Raw genomic sequence first — 17,740 nt, forward strand, 5'->3', positions numbered from 1 at the left:
AATTTTTTAAGAATTATTTTGCGGTAACCTTCACCAGCATATCGATATCATCTTTTACCAGAACATCTTTCATTGCTGCTTTATACGCAACATCGAACTGCTGTCTGTCGAAAGAAAATTTATCTGAAACCAAATTCACTACTCCTTTACTGTAAGAAATTTTGGCTGGGAAAGAAACGGCATTGGTTTTTCCTTTTACGGTAAGATTTCCGTTGACGATGTAGTTGTAAATTTTATCAGAATTTTTCTTTACAGACGTAACGGTGTAGATTGCTGTAGGATATTTATCGACTTCGAAGAAATCTCCGTTTTTAAGGTGGTTATTTAGTTTGGTCTGAGATTCGCCGGCCAAATCGGTGGCATTTACAGAAGTCATATCCAGAATGAAAGTTCCGCCAACAACGTGATTGCCTTTCATCACAATATTTCCGGATTTTACGTTTACTGTTCCGTCGTGAGATGAAGCCTGGGTTTTTGCGATTTTATAACCCCACCAATGTACATCGGATGCTACAACTTTCTTTGACTGCCCAAATGCCAAACCACTCACTAAAATGGCTAATAGTGCTAATTTCTTCATTTATTTTGATATTATAATTGCGTAAAACTAAGGTTTGCTTTTGAGTGTAACAAACCTTGATCATAATAAAATAAATTTTTTGACAAATCTATGCTGAATGTTTTTCTAAATGGCATTAAAAAAAACTCCGGTGTGCAGTCTAGCGTACCGGAGTTTATATTATTTCAAAAAACTTTTATTCTGTAAAAAAAGCTGCGTACAATGCCGCTCCGTTGATTATTGTCTTTTGGTCTTTCACGAGATAAATCGGGATATCCTTAAGAACAACTTCCATTTTATCGCTTACGATAAAGTTTTTGTAAAATTTATCGTTGCTGAGATATTTCTGAAGCATTACAGGAATATCGCCGGTTAAATATAAACCACCGGTTGCCTTCAGTTTCAGAACCAAACTGTTTGCTTCGCGGGCGAGGAAAATAAGAAAAGTATCGATGGTCATATTACAGATTCTGTCACGTTTTTCCAGTGCGCCATTTATAATTGCCTCTGTAAAGTTTCCTGCTTCGATTTCTTTCGTTAACCAGTCTGGCTGCTTCTGTTGTTTTACATCTCGTAAAAATCTGTAAATATTAAACAATCCTGAAGTTGAAAGTACAGATTCCCAGGTTACAATTCCGTAGATTTTTTGCAGAAACTGATAAAATTCTACCTCATCGCTGGTACGGGGCGAAAATTCGCAGTGTCCGCCTTCGGTTGCGAAAGGGCGCAGGCATTCACCATCCCAGAACAAACCAGCCTCTCCTAAACCGGCTCCGGGAGAAAGCACTGCCACGTTACCGGGTACAAAATCATCCGACCGATGAATTGTAAGAAAACCACTTTCATCATCATTATCCAACCCATAAGCCGAAGCCTCCAGATCGTTGATCAGATAAACTTTGTTTACATTGGTTTCAGCCTTAATTTTTTCTGCGTCAAGAGTCCAGGAAAGACGCTGTGGTTCGCTTTTACCGGCAATTACAGGGCCAGGAACCGCTACTGCAATCTTATCAATGCTTGTGATAGAATATTCAGTTATAAACCGGTTGACAATTTCCGAAAAAGACGCAAAATCCTTTGTGTTATAAGCAGCTTCTTTCTGCACGGCAACCTTTTTATTTTGGGTTATGTAGTGCGCAACATAGGTTATGTCCTGACGAATATCAGCTGCAACAAGCGAAATATCTGCGTTACAATCAGCATTCAGAGCGGGTAAGTATAATTTGAAGTTATTTTTAGATTCCATCTTTTTAATGTATCAACCAAAGATAATAATAGTTTTTAGAAAACTTAAAAAAAAACCTTCTTAAAACAAAAAATTTAAGAAGGTTTTATCAATTGCTGTGCGTTAATGCATTATTTTCCTAAAGGAATGTTGTAACCAACTCCTACACCGATTGCGCCAGCATTGTATTTTTGGTCACCAATCTGTCCTTTGTCTCCTGTGAATGTTTTCTGATACTGAAGGGAGAAATTCCAGTCTTTGTTGTGGTATCCGATTTCCGGTTTAATATAGAAACCACCGTCTGGTCTATCTTCAGTTCTGTTTGCAGCAACTTTATCATCACCTACGATGAAACCGTAACCCAAATCAGTTCCTAAATAAAAACCTGTCTGCTTAGGATACACTCTAATTAAAGCTGCAACAGGAACAACTCCGAAATCGTTATTATCGATGGTGCCGTTTTCTCTACCAAAGAAATGGCTGTACCCAGTTGCAATACCTAAACCGAAACCAGGAGTTACTAAATTCTGGTAAGAAAGATCTACTCCTACAGTTCCTCCAGCATTTTCAGCAGGAACAGCAATACCACCGTTAACTCCTACTTTAAGCATGTTTCTCATATCAGCACTTTGTGCACTCACTAAACCTGCGGTCATTAATCCTAATGCAAGGATTGTTTTCTTCATTGATTTCATAATTTCAAATTTTAATTTTACATGGATTCTACTTGTCAAAATCGTGCCAAATTGAATAACCTTGCGCTTTGCAAACGATCACCAAATCCTCATTTAACTGAAATACAAATCGTTACATTGCTTAAAAATTTAAACATTCGTTTATATTTTTACGATAAAAATTCTGTCAATTATTACCAAACACGTACATTTTGGCAAAAAAAAATGAGCCAAGTCTTAGAACCCGGCCCATTTATAATTTTTTAAAGATTATGAAAGACTTTCTAAAGCGGCCTTCACCTCTGCATATCCACCTCCGTTATACACATCAGTCATTCCCTGCGATTTGAAATATTCCATTGCTTTTCCGCTTCTGTTACCACTTCTGCAGAAAAAGACTTTTGTTCCACTGAGATTAAGAATCTCTTGTTTACGGTCCTCAATCTCGCCTAAAGGAATATTCTGTGCTTCTTCAAAATGACCGTCCATTTCAAGTTCCATAGGTTCGCGCACGTCTATTAAATGATAGTTTTTTGATTGTAATACTTCTACTAATGACATAAATTAAATTTTTAGGGTGAATGTAAAATGATTTGGTTACGATTTACTTACTGTGATTCACAGCAAATTTATGAAATAATGTTAGTTTTGCACTAGAAAAAATGAGCACATTACCGCAAAAATATTCAGCACTGATTAAAGCCAAAGCCAAAAAATTTGGTTTTCAGAACTGTGGGATTTCAAAAGCGGGATTTCTGGAGGAAGATGCAGAGCCTTTCGAAAACTGGCTTCAGAATAATTATCACGGGCAAATGCAGTACATGGAGAATTATTTTGACAAAAGGCTGGATCCAACGCTACTTGTGGAAGGTTCTAAATCGGTAATTTCTCTTTCCTACAATTACTTTCCGGAGGAAAAAATTTCAGATTTTGATACCTTTAAAATCTCAAAATATGCTTACGGGCAGGATTATCATGAAATTATAAAAGCAATTCTGGAGGAAATGGTGGCGGAGCTGAAGGAAGAAATCGGTGATTTCCATTGCCGGGTTTTTACCGATTCGGCTCCTGTTCTGGAGAGAAGCTGGGCAAGAAAATCCGGAATTGGCTGGGTAGGGAAAAATGCAAACCTTATCACCAAACAAAGTGGTTCGTTTTATTTTCTGGCGGAAATTATCTGCGATCTGGATCTTACTGAAGATATGCCAACCACCGATCATTGCGGTACCTGCAGAAAATGCATCGATGCCTGCCCTACGGAGGCCATCGTTTCTGATAAAATTATTGACGGCAGCAAATGCATTTCTTACGCGACTATTGAACTGAAAAACGAAATTCCTGAAAGTTTTAAAAATAAGATGGAGGACTGGATGTTCGGGTGCGATATCTGTCAGGATGTTTGCCCCTGGAACCGGTTTTCCGTACCGCATCATCAGGAAAAATTCAAACCCAATCATCATCTCAAAAGCTACACAAAACAGGACTGGCAAGAACTTTCACAGGAAATATTCTCTGAAATTTTCCGTAAATCTCCTGTTAAAAGAACGAAGTTCGCAGGCTTGAAAAGAAATATTGATTTTTTGAGTGAATAAAGCTTTCTCGGAACAATAAAACTCCGAATTATTGAGAAGATACTTCTGCAACCATGATTTCACATGATTGAATTGAATTCTGATAAAAAGTTCAAAGAAAAAAAATGATCTTCCGGAAAATAAATTTTCCATAAAGATCAGTGTCTTTTCTGTGTTCTTTTTGGTGCTACTTTTACACGAATTTTTAATTTCTTCGCTGATTTAGATTTCTTGGGCATATATGCTAATATTTATGCAAATAAATTTAGAAATATTTTTCAAAAAGACAAATACTTAAGGAATAATTTAATGATAAATTTATTTTACATTTGAGAATGAAGAAATTTGTTCTCACGATTCTAAAAACAGTTTGGGCCATCATCGGCATTATAGGAGTTTATCTGCTCTGCGGATTTTTGATCCCTTACATTGAAGTTCCTGCAAGATCTGTAACACAACCTAAGTATATTGATATTTACATTCTCACCAACGGTGTTCATACCGATTTGGTGGTTCCTGTAAAATCGCCGGAGATTGACTGGAGCACAGAAATTCCGTTTGAAAATACCCGCTCTAAAAGAACCGACTTCAAATATTTATCGATCGGTTGGGGAGATAAAGGTTTTTATCTGGACACCCCGACGTGGGCTGAGCTAAAACTTTCTACCGCTGTGAAAGCTGCCTTCTGGATGAGCGAATCTGCCATGCACTGCACTTTTTACGAATCGATGACGGAAGGCGAAGACTGCAAAAAAATTACTTTAACACAAAAACAGTATTTAGATTTAATAGGTTTCATCCGGGATAAATTCGACAGGAATCCGACAGGGAAACCAATTCTTATAAAAACAGACGCTGTTTACGGCAACAACGATGCATTTTATGATGCAAGAGGCCGCTACAGCTTTCTTAATACCTGCAATACGTGGACAAACAACGGACTGAAAGCTGCAGGACAAAAAGCCGCACTTTGGACGCCGAGTGACCGGGGCATTTTTCAGCATTACCAATAAAAAAACTCCCAGTTTCCGGAGAGTTATCATTAAAATATCATGTATGATGAAAAAAAGCACTGATGTCTTTAATATGATTTTTTTTAGTCCTTAACCGCAAGACTGAACAATAAATCGAGTTCGTCTTTCACATACACCATCCCACCCATTTTCTTAGGAGGCACGATATTGAAATCTGAAAATTTGAGTCTCTTATTGCCTACCAAACTGTTTTTGTATTCGCTGAATTCGATATTGTATTTTCTGGTAACGGTCATCATCTTCACTTCAACAGTTGCTGAAAATCTGTTGGCGCTTGTTCTGGCGAAATTTATAAATTTTATCGTAAGCACCGGATATTTGTCGGAGTGCAGTGTTTTACGGAAATCCGCAGTCATCATTCTGTTTTTACAGTCGAAATCGTTGACCTGTAACTGTAAATTCGGAAGCTGATTTCCTGAAAAAGAATAAATCGTGGGCGAATTTTTAAAATTAATGTTGGTGCATTTAAATGTATTTACATTCGTCCATCCGTTAATTTCCACTCCGTTTTGTTGAGCGAAAAACATTACTGGAGAGATAATGAGGAGCAGTATGGCGATTGTATTTTTCATGATATTAAAGATAGAAAAGGGATTGAAAACAATCCCTTTTCAGAAAAAATATTAAAAATTAGAAACCTATGGTTGCTTCAAACATCAACCCATTAAATTTACCACCTCTCAGTGCGCTTGTTGCACCCCAAACAGGATCGTTGTTGTATTTCTGATTCACATATTCTACTTTAGCAAGGATATTTTTGGTCATGAACCAACCACCTGCGATATTGAATCTGTCGATTTTTCTTTCTGCGGAAACGTCATCGTCCTGACCGCTGATTGAGTTATAACGTCCACCAAAATAGAACTGTTCTTTGTTACCGAATCTGTAAAGCAATTCTGCTGCAAGCTGTGTGTAATCGCCATCTGTAGCTCTTTCATTTAAACCACTCGCTTTGTTACCGGTTACATATTCGTAAGCTCCAAAGAATTCAAGACCTTGATATTTAACGAATGGGTTTACCTGGAAAGCTTTCATTTTTTTGAATCCTGGGTTGAATCTACCGGTTGCATAGTTTGAAGTTCCCATCGCATCATTTTGAGTTAAAAGAACGTAGTAATATCTACCACCTGCACGGTCTGCATTGTAAAGATAACCACCTGTAGACAATCCGTTAGTCTGGATGAAAGATCCTGTTAATCTTACTCTAAGATCTTCGCTGATCTGTTTGTCGAATCCTAATTTAGCATATACTGACGGAGAGTTCCAGTTGGTTCCTTTTACAGCAGTCTGGTTAAGTTTACCATTAGAAATACCCACCATACCGATAAAGTTGTTATAGAATAAATAACCTTCACCAAAAGCTTCTGTAGAGAAATTGTCCATGATAAAGTTTCCTACGAATGGGTTGTTGATGGTTTCAGCGTTATCACTTCTTCTGAAATGGTAATCACCATAGTTAATTTCATCCATACCCACTTTTACTCTCGCGTGTTTCATGATATTCGCTGCGAAACCTTCTTTAATGAAATCAAGATCGTCGATTTGGATGTATCCACCTTTTACCCAAGCTTCATTGTGGTGACGTGCAGAAAGATATGTTCTTAAGTGCATTTTTACCCCTTTAGCAAGGTAAGCATTCAAATCTAAGTTCGCTGTTGGAAGGTTGAAATCACTACCCATCACCTGTAAAGTGTTAGGAGTTGTTGTAGTACCTACGGTACCTAAAGAAGGTGCTTCTGTAGAGTGATCAAGCGACTGGAACTGTAAGGCGAAATCGCCACCAACGGAAACTTTCACACCATCGAATTCTGGAGAAGCTCCTTTTGGATCTTCAAATACATTTCTGCTGGCTTTTTCAGGAGCTAAATAATCTCTCATAGAAGTGGTAGTATCTTGTGCACTAATTACTCCGGAGAACAGTACTGCAAGCATTGAAGCTCTCATTAACATAGTTTTCATATTTTTAAAATTTAGATATATTAGTATTATTTGATTTTTAGTTGGCTGTTACATTAACCGTGATTTTAATTTCATTTCCGGTTTTCACAGTATTCATCATAAAAGAAGGAGGAGTAACCCCGTAATCGGTCATTTTAATAGTTTCAGTACCGGTAATCGTATAAGAGTTGCCTGATTTTGCTACGGTAACCGGGAAACTTACGGTTTTGGTAACATCAGTTACTTTTAATTTTCCTGTGATGGTACCTTTACCAATATTCACAGAAGTTGCTGTAAAGGTGATGTTCGGGAATTTATCCGCTTTCATCGCTTTGTACGCATTGCTGTCCATCGCACCTTTTCCACTTTTCAGGGTCTTGGCTCCAAGATTATATTGGATGTTGTTGATGGCATTTCCTGCTACTGTACCTGAAAAAGTTCCGGAAGTTGAGGTCATCGTCCAGTCGTGCATCGTAGATGTTCCTGAAACAGTAGTCTTCACCGTTTTGCTGCTGATCGCCTGGGCGCTTGCCATTCCCGAGAAAAGTCCGAAGGCTAAGAGCAACATTTTGAAATTGGATAAGTTTGTCATTGTTTCTAATTTTAATATTCTTAATAAATCTTCTCTTATTTTGTACTACAAAGATAAAACGATATTTATTAAATCAATAATAAATTTAGAAATATTAACATGATATATATCCTAATTTCAGTTTTTATTAAAAATTTACAAAATAAAAATGATGATTTTAATGAAATAAGCAACAATAATATTATTTAGCGTATTATTAAATAACAAATCTCTTTAAAAATTAGATTTTATTTAAACAAACTTAAACATCCATTTAAAAATGACTGATAGAAATCATAGATAATAAAATTAATCACATAGAAAAATATTGTTATATTGATTTGAAAGCGTAATATTTCCAGAGAAGGCATTATGAAACAGACATAAAAAAAACCTCTGAAAATCAATGATTTCAGAGGTTTGTACCCAGTGCCGGAATCGAACCGGCACACCTTGCGGTACTAGAGTTTGAGTCTAGCGCGTCTACCAATTCCGCCAACTGGGCTCGTAATTGGGTGTGCAAATATAGATTTTTTTTTAGTTCTGAAAAATTATTTATCAGAATTTTTTCAGGGTTTGCACCTGAATAAAAGCTTTTTTTAACCACATATTCGCAATCAGAAATCAATTTCTAACTGATCATAGGCAAGATATACATTCTCAGGCAACTCATTCTCAACATCTTGATGCATTCCCATGTGATGGGAAATATGGGTGAGGAACATTTTTTTCGGCTTCAGAATTTTGAAGAGTTCCAAAACCTGAGGTAAAATAAAATGGGCAGGATGTGGTTCTTCTTTCCTGATGCAGTTGAGTATAAGATAATCCAGGTCCTTTAATTTCTCCATCTCTTTATGCGGAATCGTACTCGCATCAGTGATATACACAAGATTTTTAAACTTAAATCCAAAAATCGCCAATTTATGGTGCAAAACTTCTACCGGAGTCACGTACGCATCAAATAAAGTAAAGGGCCCGGAAATCTCATGCAGTTCAAAAGACGGCGCGCCGGGATATTTTATCTCTGCAAATGCGTAGGGAAAACGCTGCTTAATTTCGTCTCCTACCCTTTTTGAACAGTAAATGGGGATATCTTTTCGGCTTCGGAAGATCAGCGGCCGCATATCATCAAGACCAATCACATGATCGTTATGCTCATGGGTCAGCAGCAAAGCATCCACATGCTCTTCGTTGTTTTCGAGCATCTGCATCCTGAAATCTGGACCGCAATCGATGAGGATCTTTTTACCGGCATCTGTAGTAATCAAAGCCGAAGAGCGAAACCGCCGGTCTTTGGGATCCTGGGAAGTGCAAACTTCGCAATGGCAGCCAATCACAGGAACTCCCTGCGAGGTTCCGCTTCCTAAAAATTTCAACTTCATTTTTTGGTGAGGGTATTTTATTGGTAAAAATACTAAAACCAGCGTTTATTCTTTTAACAAATTACTGAAAGTTAAGAAGGTGTACCGGACAGGCCTATTTCAAATCATCGTTGCACTGCTATTGCCAGGTATTTCCGGGAACTGCTCTAATCATAAAGGCCCAAGGATTCGAACCCCAGGCTGAACTGGTGGCATCCCGGGCAATAGTTGCGTTCGGTGGGCAGAAGGGTGTCCCATGCCTCCAAGCGAGTGCAGGTACAATACTGGTCATGTAATCTGGGATCGGTATAGGGCACCAGTTGGGGATTCGGGGATTTTGATAAAATATCCAGCTCCACGATTTCCGCGGTCATCATACTGATTGCGGGTACCGTTCGTGAATGCTCAAAATCTGCCATGCCTGCACCGAATTTAAGTTCTTTGGTTTGGTAACCACATTTGCATATTCCTTTGATTATTTCGCCCATGATAGATGAATAAAGTTAAATTTAAAGGTAGGTATTTTTTTTGGAAAGCAATTGCAGGCTTTCGTGTTCCATTACGGTAAATAAAAACTGTTATTAAATATTTCAGGTCCGCATATTGATCCATGTGAAAAACGCAGCCATGCACCAGGTAACATTGGTAAGAAGAAAGGCCTGGTCTCACTTAAACACCAGAGGAACACAACTTTTTTCTGATGGCGATATGATTAAAGCGCAAATAAGCAGTACGGCGGATCGGTATATTTTTGTGTTTGCTTACCTCTTCCATAGGTGTTGCGTTAACGTGAGGAATGCAAAAGAACTTTATTTATTTGCTGCAAAACGATTGCAAAGACGTTACACACAGGAAAGAAAGGTGCGAATTATAAAATCCAATCCTCAACTTTCTTATTTACACACTTTACGGGATAACGTCTTTTTAAAGTGCATTGGCAGGTAACCGACTTTCTTTTATTTTCATTTATTTTTTCGGTGGTGTTTCATGAACTCCACATGAACTATCCATGAAGTATCCATGAAGTATCCATGAAGCATCTATGGAGCATCCCAGAATGCACTATCTCTGATGCCGGTTAGTGCCTGTCCTGAATTCACTATCTGTTAATCGGTGACGGTTACTAAATATTCTGCCGCTTCCCTTATGGGAGTCAGCAGATCTACTATCTTTTTTACATTCAGATCCTCAACTGATTTTAGTAGAGGTAAATCAAAGGTCATCTCATCACGTTCTTCATAACCATCTTCAAGATGGCTAAGGTCACCTGACCAGGGTTAAATGGCTACATTTAAAGAACTTGTAAATAGTATCTGCTCCGCCTCTATAAGCGCTTTTACCGCACCTACTAAATGCTTCCTATACAATTTTTTATTCATCTTAATTTATTTTCACAACTAAAGTCTGCCAAAGCCTGTCTATCTGTTCCTCTTAAAATTCTCAGCCTGCTCCAGCACATTTTTATACACCTCATCCTGAGTAATCGGCGGGTAGCCGAACTCATGAAGCTTCACAATAATTTCCATTTTCAGCTGAGCTTTGATATCGTCGCGGTCGCTCCAGTCGGGGAAGCGTGCGGTATCGTCTACAATTTTTTTAATTTCCCTAGCCAGTTCCAGCATTTTCGTTTTGTCGAATTCAAAACCGTATTGTCGGCAGATCATGTCCAGGATATCGTAGAAAGCTTTCTCTTCGTAATTGATGCCGAGGTCTTCAAAAGATGCCATTTCGGTACGCAGTTTTAGAATTAAGTCGAGAATCTGTTCCGAAGTATCTGCCTGTATGGCGTCGTAATCCAGAAGGTCGGCTTCACTGCGCTCGTTGTAGCTGTTGATGATTTTTTGCAGTCTTTCCGAAAACTCGATGCCTTTTACTTTGTTTACTTTCTTAAAATCAGTAATAGCCTGCTTCAGCAGCCGCTCAAGGACTTTGATCTTGGTATTCGGCAGTTCAAGCGCGTTGATTTTCTCGAGAAACTTATCATTGAACAGATCGATCGCATTGGCTTTGTTATCATCGAGTTTAAAGATTTCTTCTACGCCTTCGGAGACTATGGCATCTTCCACCATTTTGCTCACTTTGGCGTTCATCTGTGCGGTGTCTGGTGCTTCGCCTTTGGTAAGTTTTACGACAATTGATTTGATGGCAAAGTAAAAATGAATCTCATCGGTCTCGTTTTCATTAAAGATTTCCGAACCACAGCTAAGGTTGTAAGCTGATTTCAGTTTTTTGGTAACATCCACAAAGAATTTCTCGGATTTTTCTGTGAACAGCACCAGTTCCGATGCACGGTTCAGGCAATGCAACTGCTCAACGGGAGAGCCCTTAAAATAATCAGTAGTATCAAACTGATAGAAAAACTGCCGCAGTAGATCCAACTGATCTTTTACAATAATCACCGCTTTGTCAAGGTCTTCAAAATCATCGGCTGCAGTGGTGTTATTGAATAAGCCCAAAGCGTGGTTCAGGTTTTTCTTGATGCCGATGTAATCAACCACCAAACCTTTGTCTTTACCCTCAAACTTTCTGTTTACACGGGAAATTGTCTGAATCAGATTATGTGTTTGCAGCGGCTTATCAATATAAATCGTGTCCAAAAACGGAACGTCAAAACCGGTGAGCCACATATCGACCACGATGGCTATCTTGAAGTTGGAGTGAATCTGTTTAAACTGCCGATCCAGTTCCTTGCGGTTATCCTTGCTTCCCAGCAAATTCCAAAGGTTTTCTTCATCATCTTTGCTTCGGGTCATTACCATTTTAATGCGCTCGATGGGCTTGATTTCTTTCTGTTCTTTCTCGCTCAGATGTTCTGCTATGGTTTTCTCATTCCATTCCGGTCTTAGCCTGATGATTTCTTTAAATAATTTATGGGCTATTTCTCTTGAGGCACAGACAAACATTACCTTTCCGGCAACAGTCGCTTTCTCCTCAATTCGTTTTTCGTAATGCGTAATGAAATCCTGTGCAATCGCTTCAATTCTCCCCGGGTCGCCCAAAATCACTTCCATTCTGGCAATCGCCTTTTGGCTGGCTTCCACGTGGTATTCCGAAGCACCTTCTGCTACAGCATTTTGATAATACTGTTCAATCTCCACCACTTTAGAATGGTTCAGATTCACTTTTGCAGCACGGCCTTCATACACCAGACGAACCGTAATTTCATCCACCACCGACTCAAACATCGGGTAAGAATCTACCACAGGACCAAACACATCCAAAGTCTTATCAATCGGTGTTCCCGTAAATCCTACATACGTCGCATTGGGAAGTGAGTCGTGAAGGTATTTCGCAAAACCATACGACTTTTTCACACCATCTTCATCAATGCGGACTTTCAAATCCAGATTCACCTGCGAGCGGTGGGCTTCGTCGGAAATACAGATGATATTGGTACGATCACTCAGCACCTCATCGTCTTCTGCAAATTTCTGAACGGTCGTCAGAAAAACGCCACCACTTTCCCTGCCCCGCAATCTTATACGAAGATCGGCTCTGCTTTCTATGTTGATAATATTTTCATCGCCAATAAAATCCTTGGCATTGGTAAAATCTCTCGACAGCTGGTCATCCAGATCGGTTCGGTCGGAGATAATAATGATAGTCGGACTTGCCAATTGCGTAGAACGCATCAGCAGTCTCGACAGATAAAGCATCGTATAACTTTTCCCGCAACCTGTCGCTCCAAAGTAGGTTCCGCCCTTTCCGTCACCTTCCGGTTTGCGGTGTCTTTGAATATTGCTGAACAGTTTGTTGGCAGCATAATACTGCGGATAACGGCAAAGAATTTTTTCTTCTTTTTTAGAAGTATCTGGAAACAGGATAAAGTGATGAAGAATATCACAAAGCCTTTCCTTGTGCAGCATTCCGTGGACAATGGAAGTGGCGGTATGAATTCCTGTCAGTGCTTTTTTTTCTTCGCCTGTTATTTTATGCCAACCGTAGAAAAAATCGTAAGGCGCAAATAGAGAACCCGCCTTGTTGTTCACGCCGTCGCTGATGATGCAGAACGCATTGTATTTCATCAGTTCCGGAATATCTCTTCGGTAGCGGATGCTCAGTTGTTTGTAAGCATCATAAATGGTAATCTCTTCTTCTATAGTTGTTTTGAACTCAAAAACCACCACCGGAATCCCGTTGATGTACAAAATCAAATCGGGAATGCGGAGTTCTTTTCCCTGAATCTCTAGTTGGTTCACAATCTTAAACTGATTGGTTTTTGAGATACTTTCTGAATCAACATCGATATAACGAATGTGCAAATCTTTTTTTGCAGGATTGTTTCGCTTGAAAATCAGACCGTCTGCCAGGAGTTTCCCAATGTATTTATTGCTGTCATAGAGATTGGAAGCAGGTTGATACGCCAGTTCATTGATAAGGGTTTCCAATTCTATTGTTTCCAAATCGGGATAACGGGACAGCAGAAAATCACTCAGGTCTTCCCGAATAAAAACCTCCTGTTGCGATGCCCGAACTACATCTTTGCCATTCACATACGCATAACCTTCTTCTTTCAGTAGATGGATGAATGATTTTTCTAATTGGGATTCGGTGTATTTCATTGATTATATAATAATCTATTTAATAATTTTAATAACACATTCACATTCTTCTCTTTTAATCTCTTTTTTTAAATCAGTATTAAACATTGAATGGTTTAATAAGAGAACAAGTACTATTAATAATCCATAAACTGACATAATTGTCCGTCCAATAAAGCACGCCCAAAATTCACATAAATAATGATTTAAAATAAAATAAGTAATTAGAAAAGTTGATATTAAAATTAAAACAACTGGAATTAATATTTTTAAAAATGTAGATTCTAAACTTAAAAGACAAATTATTATTCCAATTAAACAAACTGAAATTATTGCTGCTATTATTATTTTTTTTGTTTTATCTTGTAGTGGAGGATTGGAAGAACTTATATAGTTTCTATAGTTCATATCCAGAATTAGATTATTATTAGGATTATTAAATTGCTCTATAATCTTGGAATAAATAAAAATATATCTTCTCTCCTGTTGAAGAAAATATGCATTTGTAAACCAAAACAAAAGAATGATAAGAATAATAATTGTAATTTCAACAGGGAAATTATAATTAGAAAATTCAAATAAATAGTTTCCTTCAATTTTATTTAAGCCAAATATTATTCCTATTAGTGTTATTGCCCATCCTTTTATAAGGAATGAATTTGTGCTCATACGATTTATTGTATTTTGAACAAATTCTAAATGTTTAAGTATTTTGTCGTCCATGGTTTAGTTTAACTTAGTTTACACATATGGAAGTTCATTTTATTTTTAACCATTGTTTTAATGGAAAAAGTCTACTACTTCCGTTTTCGTCGGCTGGATAAAATACATAGTATCCTTTTGGAATATATGAACCTCCAATATACTGTGTAGAGCCATCTTGATACTCTATCCACGGATATATTTTTAAATATTCTGCTCCATAAAAAGATTGATTACTTTTATTAATAGGAAAAAGTGCAATGTTATTTATGTATTTTTCAGCATCTCCTAATCCCAACTCCCAATTACACCATTTTGAATTAATCGCATTTTGAGTTGCAACCAAAATAAACTTATCAGACGCTTTTATTTTTTCCTTTAGCTTATGTGCTGTTTCTGCATTTGTGTAAGCAGGCATCGACGAATCCATCCAATCAACATAGACATCAACTCCTTCATTTTTTAAAAATGCAATAACATCTTGCATAATAGAAAATTCATCATGTTTATGAGATAAAAATATCATAGGACAAGTAGTATCGCGGAATGAGCTTTTACTTAAGTTTATAACATTATCCGCTGAAAAGGTTTTTGTCCTATTTCGGTAGTTAGATAGTTGGTATTCTGAAATATAGCTCATATTATCTTTCTTTCTTTAATATATAATTAGATAGTTGTTTACTCTTATCGTAGGCGTTATTGATATAATAGTCAGGATAATTCAAAAATTCGTTTTCATCAACCATTGTTATATATGATCCATTAAGACTATCATAAGTATTACAATCATTACAATGTTTCAAAGGTGGATTTGAATTGTAATGATTTCGAGAAATAATTGGAAATAAATATTCGTTTCTGAACTGCACTTTATACAATCCGTGAGTGTTAATAGAATGAATTTTTAACCAATCTGTTGAACCATTAATATTCATGATAACAGCAACTACTCCATTTGATCTAGAGGTTATATCACCCCGTTTATAATTATGTAGTGAATATTCAATTTCCCAATCAATCCATTTACTGTATATCATTCGAGGAGAAATGATTACTATTGTTACGGAAGTGCTGAAAATCATATCTTTTAGATACTCTTTAATTCTTTCAGTAGTGCTGTCTGATAAGTCTGGACTATTAGATGTTTCTCCACGATAATACTTGGCATCTTGTCCTAATTTTACAAGAATTTTATTTCTTAATTCTTGTGCTTCATCGTATTTGTATGATATAAAAGTCTTTTTTGCCATAAGATTATGAGTATTGACTTCTAACTTTTATTGCTCTTTCCACTAAGTCAGATATATTGTTTTTTATATCATCATAAACGTATTTGCTTGTCGAATAATCAGATTCAAAAATTGGAATATAATTAGCTAAAGGATTTTTTCCTTTAGATGATTGATTACCATATACATTTTCAAGTTTGTGTACATAAATCCCACATACTGCTTTACCAAGTTCCCATGCACGATTAATTTCGTAATTCACCCATTTCCTTTCACTTGTTTTCTCTCCAATCAAAACTACAAGACAAGATTTATCTCTTAGGTTATTATCAATCCATTCTTTTATTGTTGCATCACTCTTGCTTTTGACTTCTTCCCACTTGTTTCCGTTTACAGGTCTATCGCCTTCAACAGCTCCAATATTACGAACTTGCCCAGCACGCCAATTATCATTGTCAAAATGAAAACTATAAAAAACTTTTCTTGCCATTAGTATTAGATTTTATCAATTAAATATTTTTGAAAAAGTGACATATATCCATAGTCCTTAAGGAATCTTTCGTGCTTTGCTTCATCTCCGTCAGATAAATTATCGAAAATAATTTTTGTTGCAGCTCCCGTACTAGCTATAGGTAAAATTAATGCTTCAGGGTGCAATTCTTTAAACATGTTGTATTCGACTTCAATACCATCCATTCCACCAATAAAAACAGCCGCCGAAAACTTATTTTCTGATAACATTTTTTGTCTCATATTCTGAACACTGCTATGTATGTCTCCTTCATTTTCAGTAAAAACTATATTTTCAAACTTTTCATTATCTTCTGGAAAGATGTCTTTAAAAAACAATGATTGATAAATCTTTACATGATTCTGAATCTCTTTTTTGACTTCTTTAGATAATAATTTGTCCTGATCTTCCACAGGTAAATCATTAATATCCTTATTTAATTTATACTGAATAGTTCTTTCGATTACAAAATTGATTAAAGGAGTAATAGAAGGGTGTCCTCCCCAAATTATTTTATGTTTTCCTATAACTAAACTAGCCAAAGCAATTACAGCATCTCTAATTGCAATAATGTCAGCTGAATCATAATATTTTGGGTGTCTTTCTGGTAATGGGATACTTGCTGATAGAAATATATTTTTCATATTTTATATTTACTTTTGAAATTCTTTATTGAAATCTAACTTCTTAAGTGTCTTCACTTTTAAATATTCATTTAACCAATCCAAATGTCTCAACCAATAATTTCGAATTGACAATTCGTCATAAATCAAGGTTATAGATTCTACTTCTTTAGACTCTATTTGTTCAATAAGGCTTTGAGAATTGTGACAATTAATAGACTGAGGAACACCAACTGTAGGAATGTATATTTTTAATTTATCGTTATCTAATTTCCGAGTAATATATCTACTATATTGAAGGTTAACCTCTACATCGTTATCATTAGCGGCTTGAGTGAAATCGGTAATTAGCCAATCTTGACGGGAAGCTAAATTTCTTGCTCGTGAACTCTCAACTAAATCAATAATGTCAGATAGAAGATTTTCCTTTAATTTACCTTTAGTCACATCAGCAACAGGTGAATTTTCAAAGTCTTCATATTTTAATTTCTTTGAGTGAGCGATATGTGCAAAACTTGCGAAATCACAATCAGGCCAAAGCAAATGTACTATTCCAATTCTTTTCAAATGAGCTTTATCCAATTCTTGTTTACACCAAGTACTTTCTAAAAATTCTTTTGTATTTAACATCAAAATTAAATCACAATCTGTCATACGGTGCCACAATTCTTCTTGAAATTCTTCACCTTTATCAATAGAGTGTGTGTCAATGAAGACATCAAAGTTTTGACTTTCTAAAAACTCATATAGTTGAATAGCTATATTACTAGATTCAGATCTTTTATAAGAAATAAAAATTTTACGATTTTTTCTTAGTAACTGAAATCCTTCAAGTACAATATTTTTTATTTTTTTTACTTTGCCCACAAAAGATACTCCATTTCGATTAGACAAAATTTCAGGCATTTCTTCATCAAAACTTTCGTTGAAAACAGGTAAAATGATATTGCCATCTAATTTTTGGTTTTCTAAAATCTCTTTTTGTCTTCCAGTAAGATTATTCTTATGGCCTGAATAAATTACAAATGCAGGTTGACCACCAGAATATTGACCAATTTCTGTTTCTTGAATAATATTTAAGGCTCCACTGATAATTTTGAGTTCATCAAAACCTTTTCTCAACTCTATTTCAAGTTCATTAAAAAACTCTTCATTTTCCCCCAAGAGAATAAGTTGGTATTTATATTTCATATTTAATTTT

17 protein-coding genes and 1 tRNA gene are annotated in these 17,740 nt (G+C 36.4%); 2 read left to right on the forward strand and 16 right to left on the reverse strand.

Going from position 1 to position 17,740, the window contains the following annotated elements:
* Nucleotides 1–13 precede the first annotated feature (13 nt).
* The 4 genes from CDW55_RS08310 to CDW55_RS08325 form a co-directional block, all read right to left on the reverse strand.
* Nucleotides 14–580: a YceI family protein gene (locus CDW55_RS08310; RefSeq protein ID WP_088469276.1), complete on the reverse strand. Its 567-nt coding sequence runs from the start codon at nucleotides 578–580 to the stop codon at nucleotides 14–16.
* 175 nt (nucleotides 581–755) lie between these two features.
* Nucleotides 756–1,805, reverse strand: coding sequence for a glucokinase (locus tag CDW55_RS08315; protein WP_088469277.1), 1,050 nt, complete (start codon nucleotides 1,803–1,805; stop codon nucleotides 756–758).
* 110 nt (nucleotides 1,806–1,915) lie between these two features.
* Complete coding sequence (locus tag CDW55_RS08320) at nucleotides 1,916–2,479, reverse strand: hypothetical protein (protein ID WP_088469278.1); 564 nt, start codon at nucleotides 2,477–2,479, stop codon at nucleotides 1,916–1,918.
* Between the two features lie 249 nt (nucleotides 2,480–2,728).
* On the reverse strand, nucleotides 2,729–3,019 hold the full coding sequence (locus CDW55_RS08325) for a rhodanese-like domain-containing protein (protein ID WP_088469279.1): 291 nt from the start codon (nucleotides 3,017–3,019) through the stop codon (nucleotides 2,729–2,731).
* 101 nt (nucleotides 3,020–3,120) lie between these two features.
* Between CDW55_RS08325 and queG the strand changes: the two genes are divergently transcribed.
* The gene (gene queG, locus CDW55_RS08330; protein WP_088469280.1) at nucleotides 3,121–4,050 is read left to right on the forward strand and encodes a tRNA epoxyqueuosine(34) reductase QueG; all 930 of its coding nucleotides are present in this window, start codon (nucleotides 3,121–3,123) and stop codon (nucleotides 4,048–4,050) included.
* 314 nt (nucleotides 4,051–4,364) lie between these two features.
* The gene (locus CDW55_RS08335; protein ID WP_088469281.1) at nucleotides 4,365–5,042 is read left to right on the forward strand and encodes a TIGR02117 family protein; all 678 of its coding nucleotides are present in this window, start codon (nucleotides 4,365–4,367) and stop codon (nucleotides 5,040–5,042) included.
* Nucleotides 5,043–5,125: 83 nt separating this feature from the next.
* On the opposite strand, the gene CDW55_RS08340 is transcribed toward CDW55_RS08335, so the two are convergent.
* The 12 genes from CDW55_RS08340 to CDW55_RS08400 form a co-directional block, all read right to left on the reverse strand.
* Nucleotides 5,126–5,635 (reverse strand): YceI family protein, encoded by a 510-nt coding sequence (locus CDW55_RS08340; protein ID WP_088469282.1) that lies wholly within the window; start codon nucleotides 5,633–5,635, stop codon nucleotides 5,126–5,128.
* A gap of 58 nt (nucleotides 5,636–5,693) precedes the next feature.
* Nucleotides 5,694–7,022, reverse strand: a complete 1,329-nt coding sequence (locus tag CDW55_RS08345) for a hypothetical protein (protein WP_088469283.1) — start codon at nucleotides 7,020–7,022, stop codon at nucleotides 5,694–5,696.
* Nucleotides 7,023–7,059: 37 nt separating this feature from the next.
* Complete coding sequence (locus CDW55_RS08350; protein ID WP_088469284.1) at nucleotides 7,060–7,593, reverse strand: YceI family protein; 534 nt, start codon at nucleotides 7,591–7,593, stop codon at nucleotides 7,060–7,062.
* Between the two features lie 402 nt (nucleotides 7,594–7,995).
* Nucleotides 7,996–8,077, reverse strand: a tRNA-Leu gene (locus tag CDW55_RS08355).
* A gap of 112 nt (nucleotides 8,078–8,189) precedes the next feature.
* Complete coding sequence (locus CDW55_RS08360; RefSeq protein WP_088469285.1) at nucleotides 8,190–8,954, reverse strand: MBL fold metallo-hydrolase; 765 nt, start codon at nucleotides 8,952–8,954, stop codon at nucleotides 8,190–8,192.
* Nucleotides 8,955–10,351: 1,397 nt separating this feature from the next.
* Nucleotides 10,352–13,495 (reverse strand): type I restriction endonuclease subunit R, encoded by a 3,144-nt coding sequence (locus CDW55_RS08370; RefSeq protein ID WP_088469287.1) that lies wholly within the window; start codon nucleotides 13,493–13,495, stop codon nucleotides 10,352–10,354.
* 15 nt (nucleotides 13,496–13,510) lie between these two features.
* Nucleotides 13,511–14,197 carry a hypothetical protein gene (locus CDW55_RS08375; RefSeq protein WP_088469288.1) on the reverse strand — a complete coding sequence of 229 codons (687 nt, stop codon included), beginning with the start codon at nucleotides 14,195–14,197 and terminating at the stop codon, nucleotides 13,511–13,513.
* Nucleotides 14,198–14,231: 34 nt separating this feature from the next.
* Nucleotides 14,232–14,816 carry a toll/interleukin-1 receptor domain-containing protein gene (locus CDW55_RS08380; protein WP_088469289.1) on the reverse strand — a complete coding sequence of 195 codons (585 nt, stop codon included), beginning with the start codon at nucleotides 14,814–14,816 and terminating at the stop codon, nucleotides 14,232–14,234.
* Nucleotide 14,817: 1 nt separating this feature from the next.
* Nucleotides 14,818–15,426, reverse strand: coding sequence for a TIR domain-containing protein (locus tag CDW55_RS08385; protein ID WP_088469290.1), 609 nt, complete (start codon nucleotides 15,424–15,426; stop codon nucleotides 14,818–14,820).
* 4 nt (nucleotides 15,427–15,430) lie between these two features.
* Nucleotides 15,431–15,895: a TIR domain-containing protein gene (locus CDW55_RS08390; protein ID WP_088469291.1), complete on the reverse strand. Its 465-nt coding sequence runs from the start codon at nucleotides 15,893–15,895 to the stop codon at nucleotides 15,431–15,433.
* Nucleotides 15,896–15,900: 5 nt separating this feature from the next.
* On the reverse strand, nucleotides 15,901–16,560 hold the full coding sequence (locus CDW55_RS08395; RefSeq protein ID WP_088469292.1) for a hypothetical protein: 660 nt from the start codon (nucleotides 16,558–16,560) through the stop codon (nucleotides 15,901–15,903).
* Between the two features lie 9 nt (nucleotides 16,561–16,569).
* Nucleotides 16,570–17,730 (reverse strand): toll/interleukin-1 receptor domain-containing protein, encoded by a 1,161-nt coding sequence (locus CDW55_RS08400; RefSeq protein WP_088469293.1) that lies wholly within the window; start codon nucleotides 17,728–17,730, stop codon nucleotides 16,570–16,572.
* Nucleotides 17,731–17,740 lie beyond the last annotated feature (10 nt).

This window comes from Chryseobacterium sp. VAUSW3, assembly GCF_002205795.1.
Classification (GTDB): domain Bacteria; phylum Bacteroidota; class Bacteroidia; order Flavobacteriales; family Weeksellaceae; genus Kaistella; species Kaistella yananensis.

What these genes read in the sequence shown, in the direction of transcription:
- CDW55_RS08370 (WP_088469287.1), bottom strand. Translation starts at nt 13,495, where the DNA reads ATGAAATACACCGAATCCCAATTAGAAAAATCATTCATCCATCTACTG.
- CDW55_RS08395 (WP_088469292.1), bottom strand. Translation starts at nt 16,560, where the DNA reads ATGAAAAATATATTTCTATCAGCAAGTATCCCATTACCAGAAAGACAC.
- CDW55_RS08325 (WP_088469279.1), bottom strand. Translation starts at nt 3,019, where the DNA reads ATGTCATTAGTAGAAGTATTACAATCAAAAAACTATCATTTAATAGAC.
- CDW55_RS08375 (WP_088469288.1), bottom strand. Translation starts at nt 14,197, where the DNA reads ATGGACGACAAAATACTTAAACATTTAGAATTTGTTCAAAATACAATA.
- CDW55_RS08360 (WP_088469285.1), bottom strand. Translation starts at nt 8,954, where the DNA reads ATGAAGTTGAAATTTTTAGGAAGCGGAACCTCGCAGGGAGTTCCTGTG.
- CDW55_RS08345 (WP_088469283.1), bottom strand. Translation starts at nt 7,022, where the DNA reads ATGAAAACTATGTTAATGAGAGCTTCAATGCTTGCAGTACTGTTCTCC.
- CDW55_RS08320 (WP_088469278.1), bottom strand. Translation starts at nt 2,479, where the DNA reads ATGAAATCAATGAAGAAAACAATCCTTGCATTAGGATTAATGACCGCA.
- queG (WP_088469280.1), top strand. Translation starts at nt 3,121, where the DNA reads ATGAGCACATTACCGCAAAAATATTCAGCACTGATTAAAGCCAAAGCC.
- CDW55_RS08400 (WP_088469293.1), bottom strand. Translation starts at nt 17,730, where the DNA reads ATGAAATATAAATACCAACTTATTCTCTTGGGGGAAAATGAAGAGTTT.
- CDW55_RS08385 (WP_088469290.1), bottom strand. Translation starts at nt 15,426, where the DNA reads ATGGCAAAAAAGACTTTTATATCATACAAATACGATGAAGCACAAGAA.
- CDW55_RS08380 (WP_088469289.1), bottom strand. Translation starts at nt 14,816, where the DNA reads ATGAGCTATATTTCAGAATACCAACTATCTAACTACCGAAATAGGACA.
- CDW55_RS08350 (WP_088469284.1), bottom strand. Translation starts at nt 7,593, where the DNA reads ATGACAAACTTATCCAATTTCAAAATGTTGCTCTTAGCCTTCGGACTT.
- CDW55_RS08390 (WP_088469291.1), bottom strand. Translation starts at nt 15,895, where the DNA reads ATGGCAAGAAAAGTTTTTTATAGTTTTCATTTTGACAATGATAATTGG.
- CDW55_RS08310 (WP_088469276.1), bottom strand. Translation starts at nt 580, where the DNA reads ATGAAGAAATTAGCACTATTAGCCATTTTAGTGAGTGGTTTGGCATTT.
- CDW55_RS08315 (WP_088469277.1), bottom strand. Translation starts at nt 1,805, where the DNA reads ATGGAATCTAAAAATAACTTCAAATTATACTTACCCGCTCTGAATGCT.
- CDW55_RS08340 (WP_088469282.1), bottom strand. Translation starts at nt 5,635, where the DNA reads ATGAAAAATACAATCGCCATACTGCTCCTCATTATCTCTCCAGTAATG.
- CDW55_RS08335 (WP_088469281.1), top strand. Translation starts at nt 4,365, where the DNA reads ATGAAGAAATTTGTTCTCACGATTCTAAAAACAGTTTGGGCCATCATC.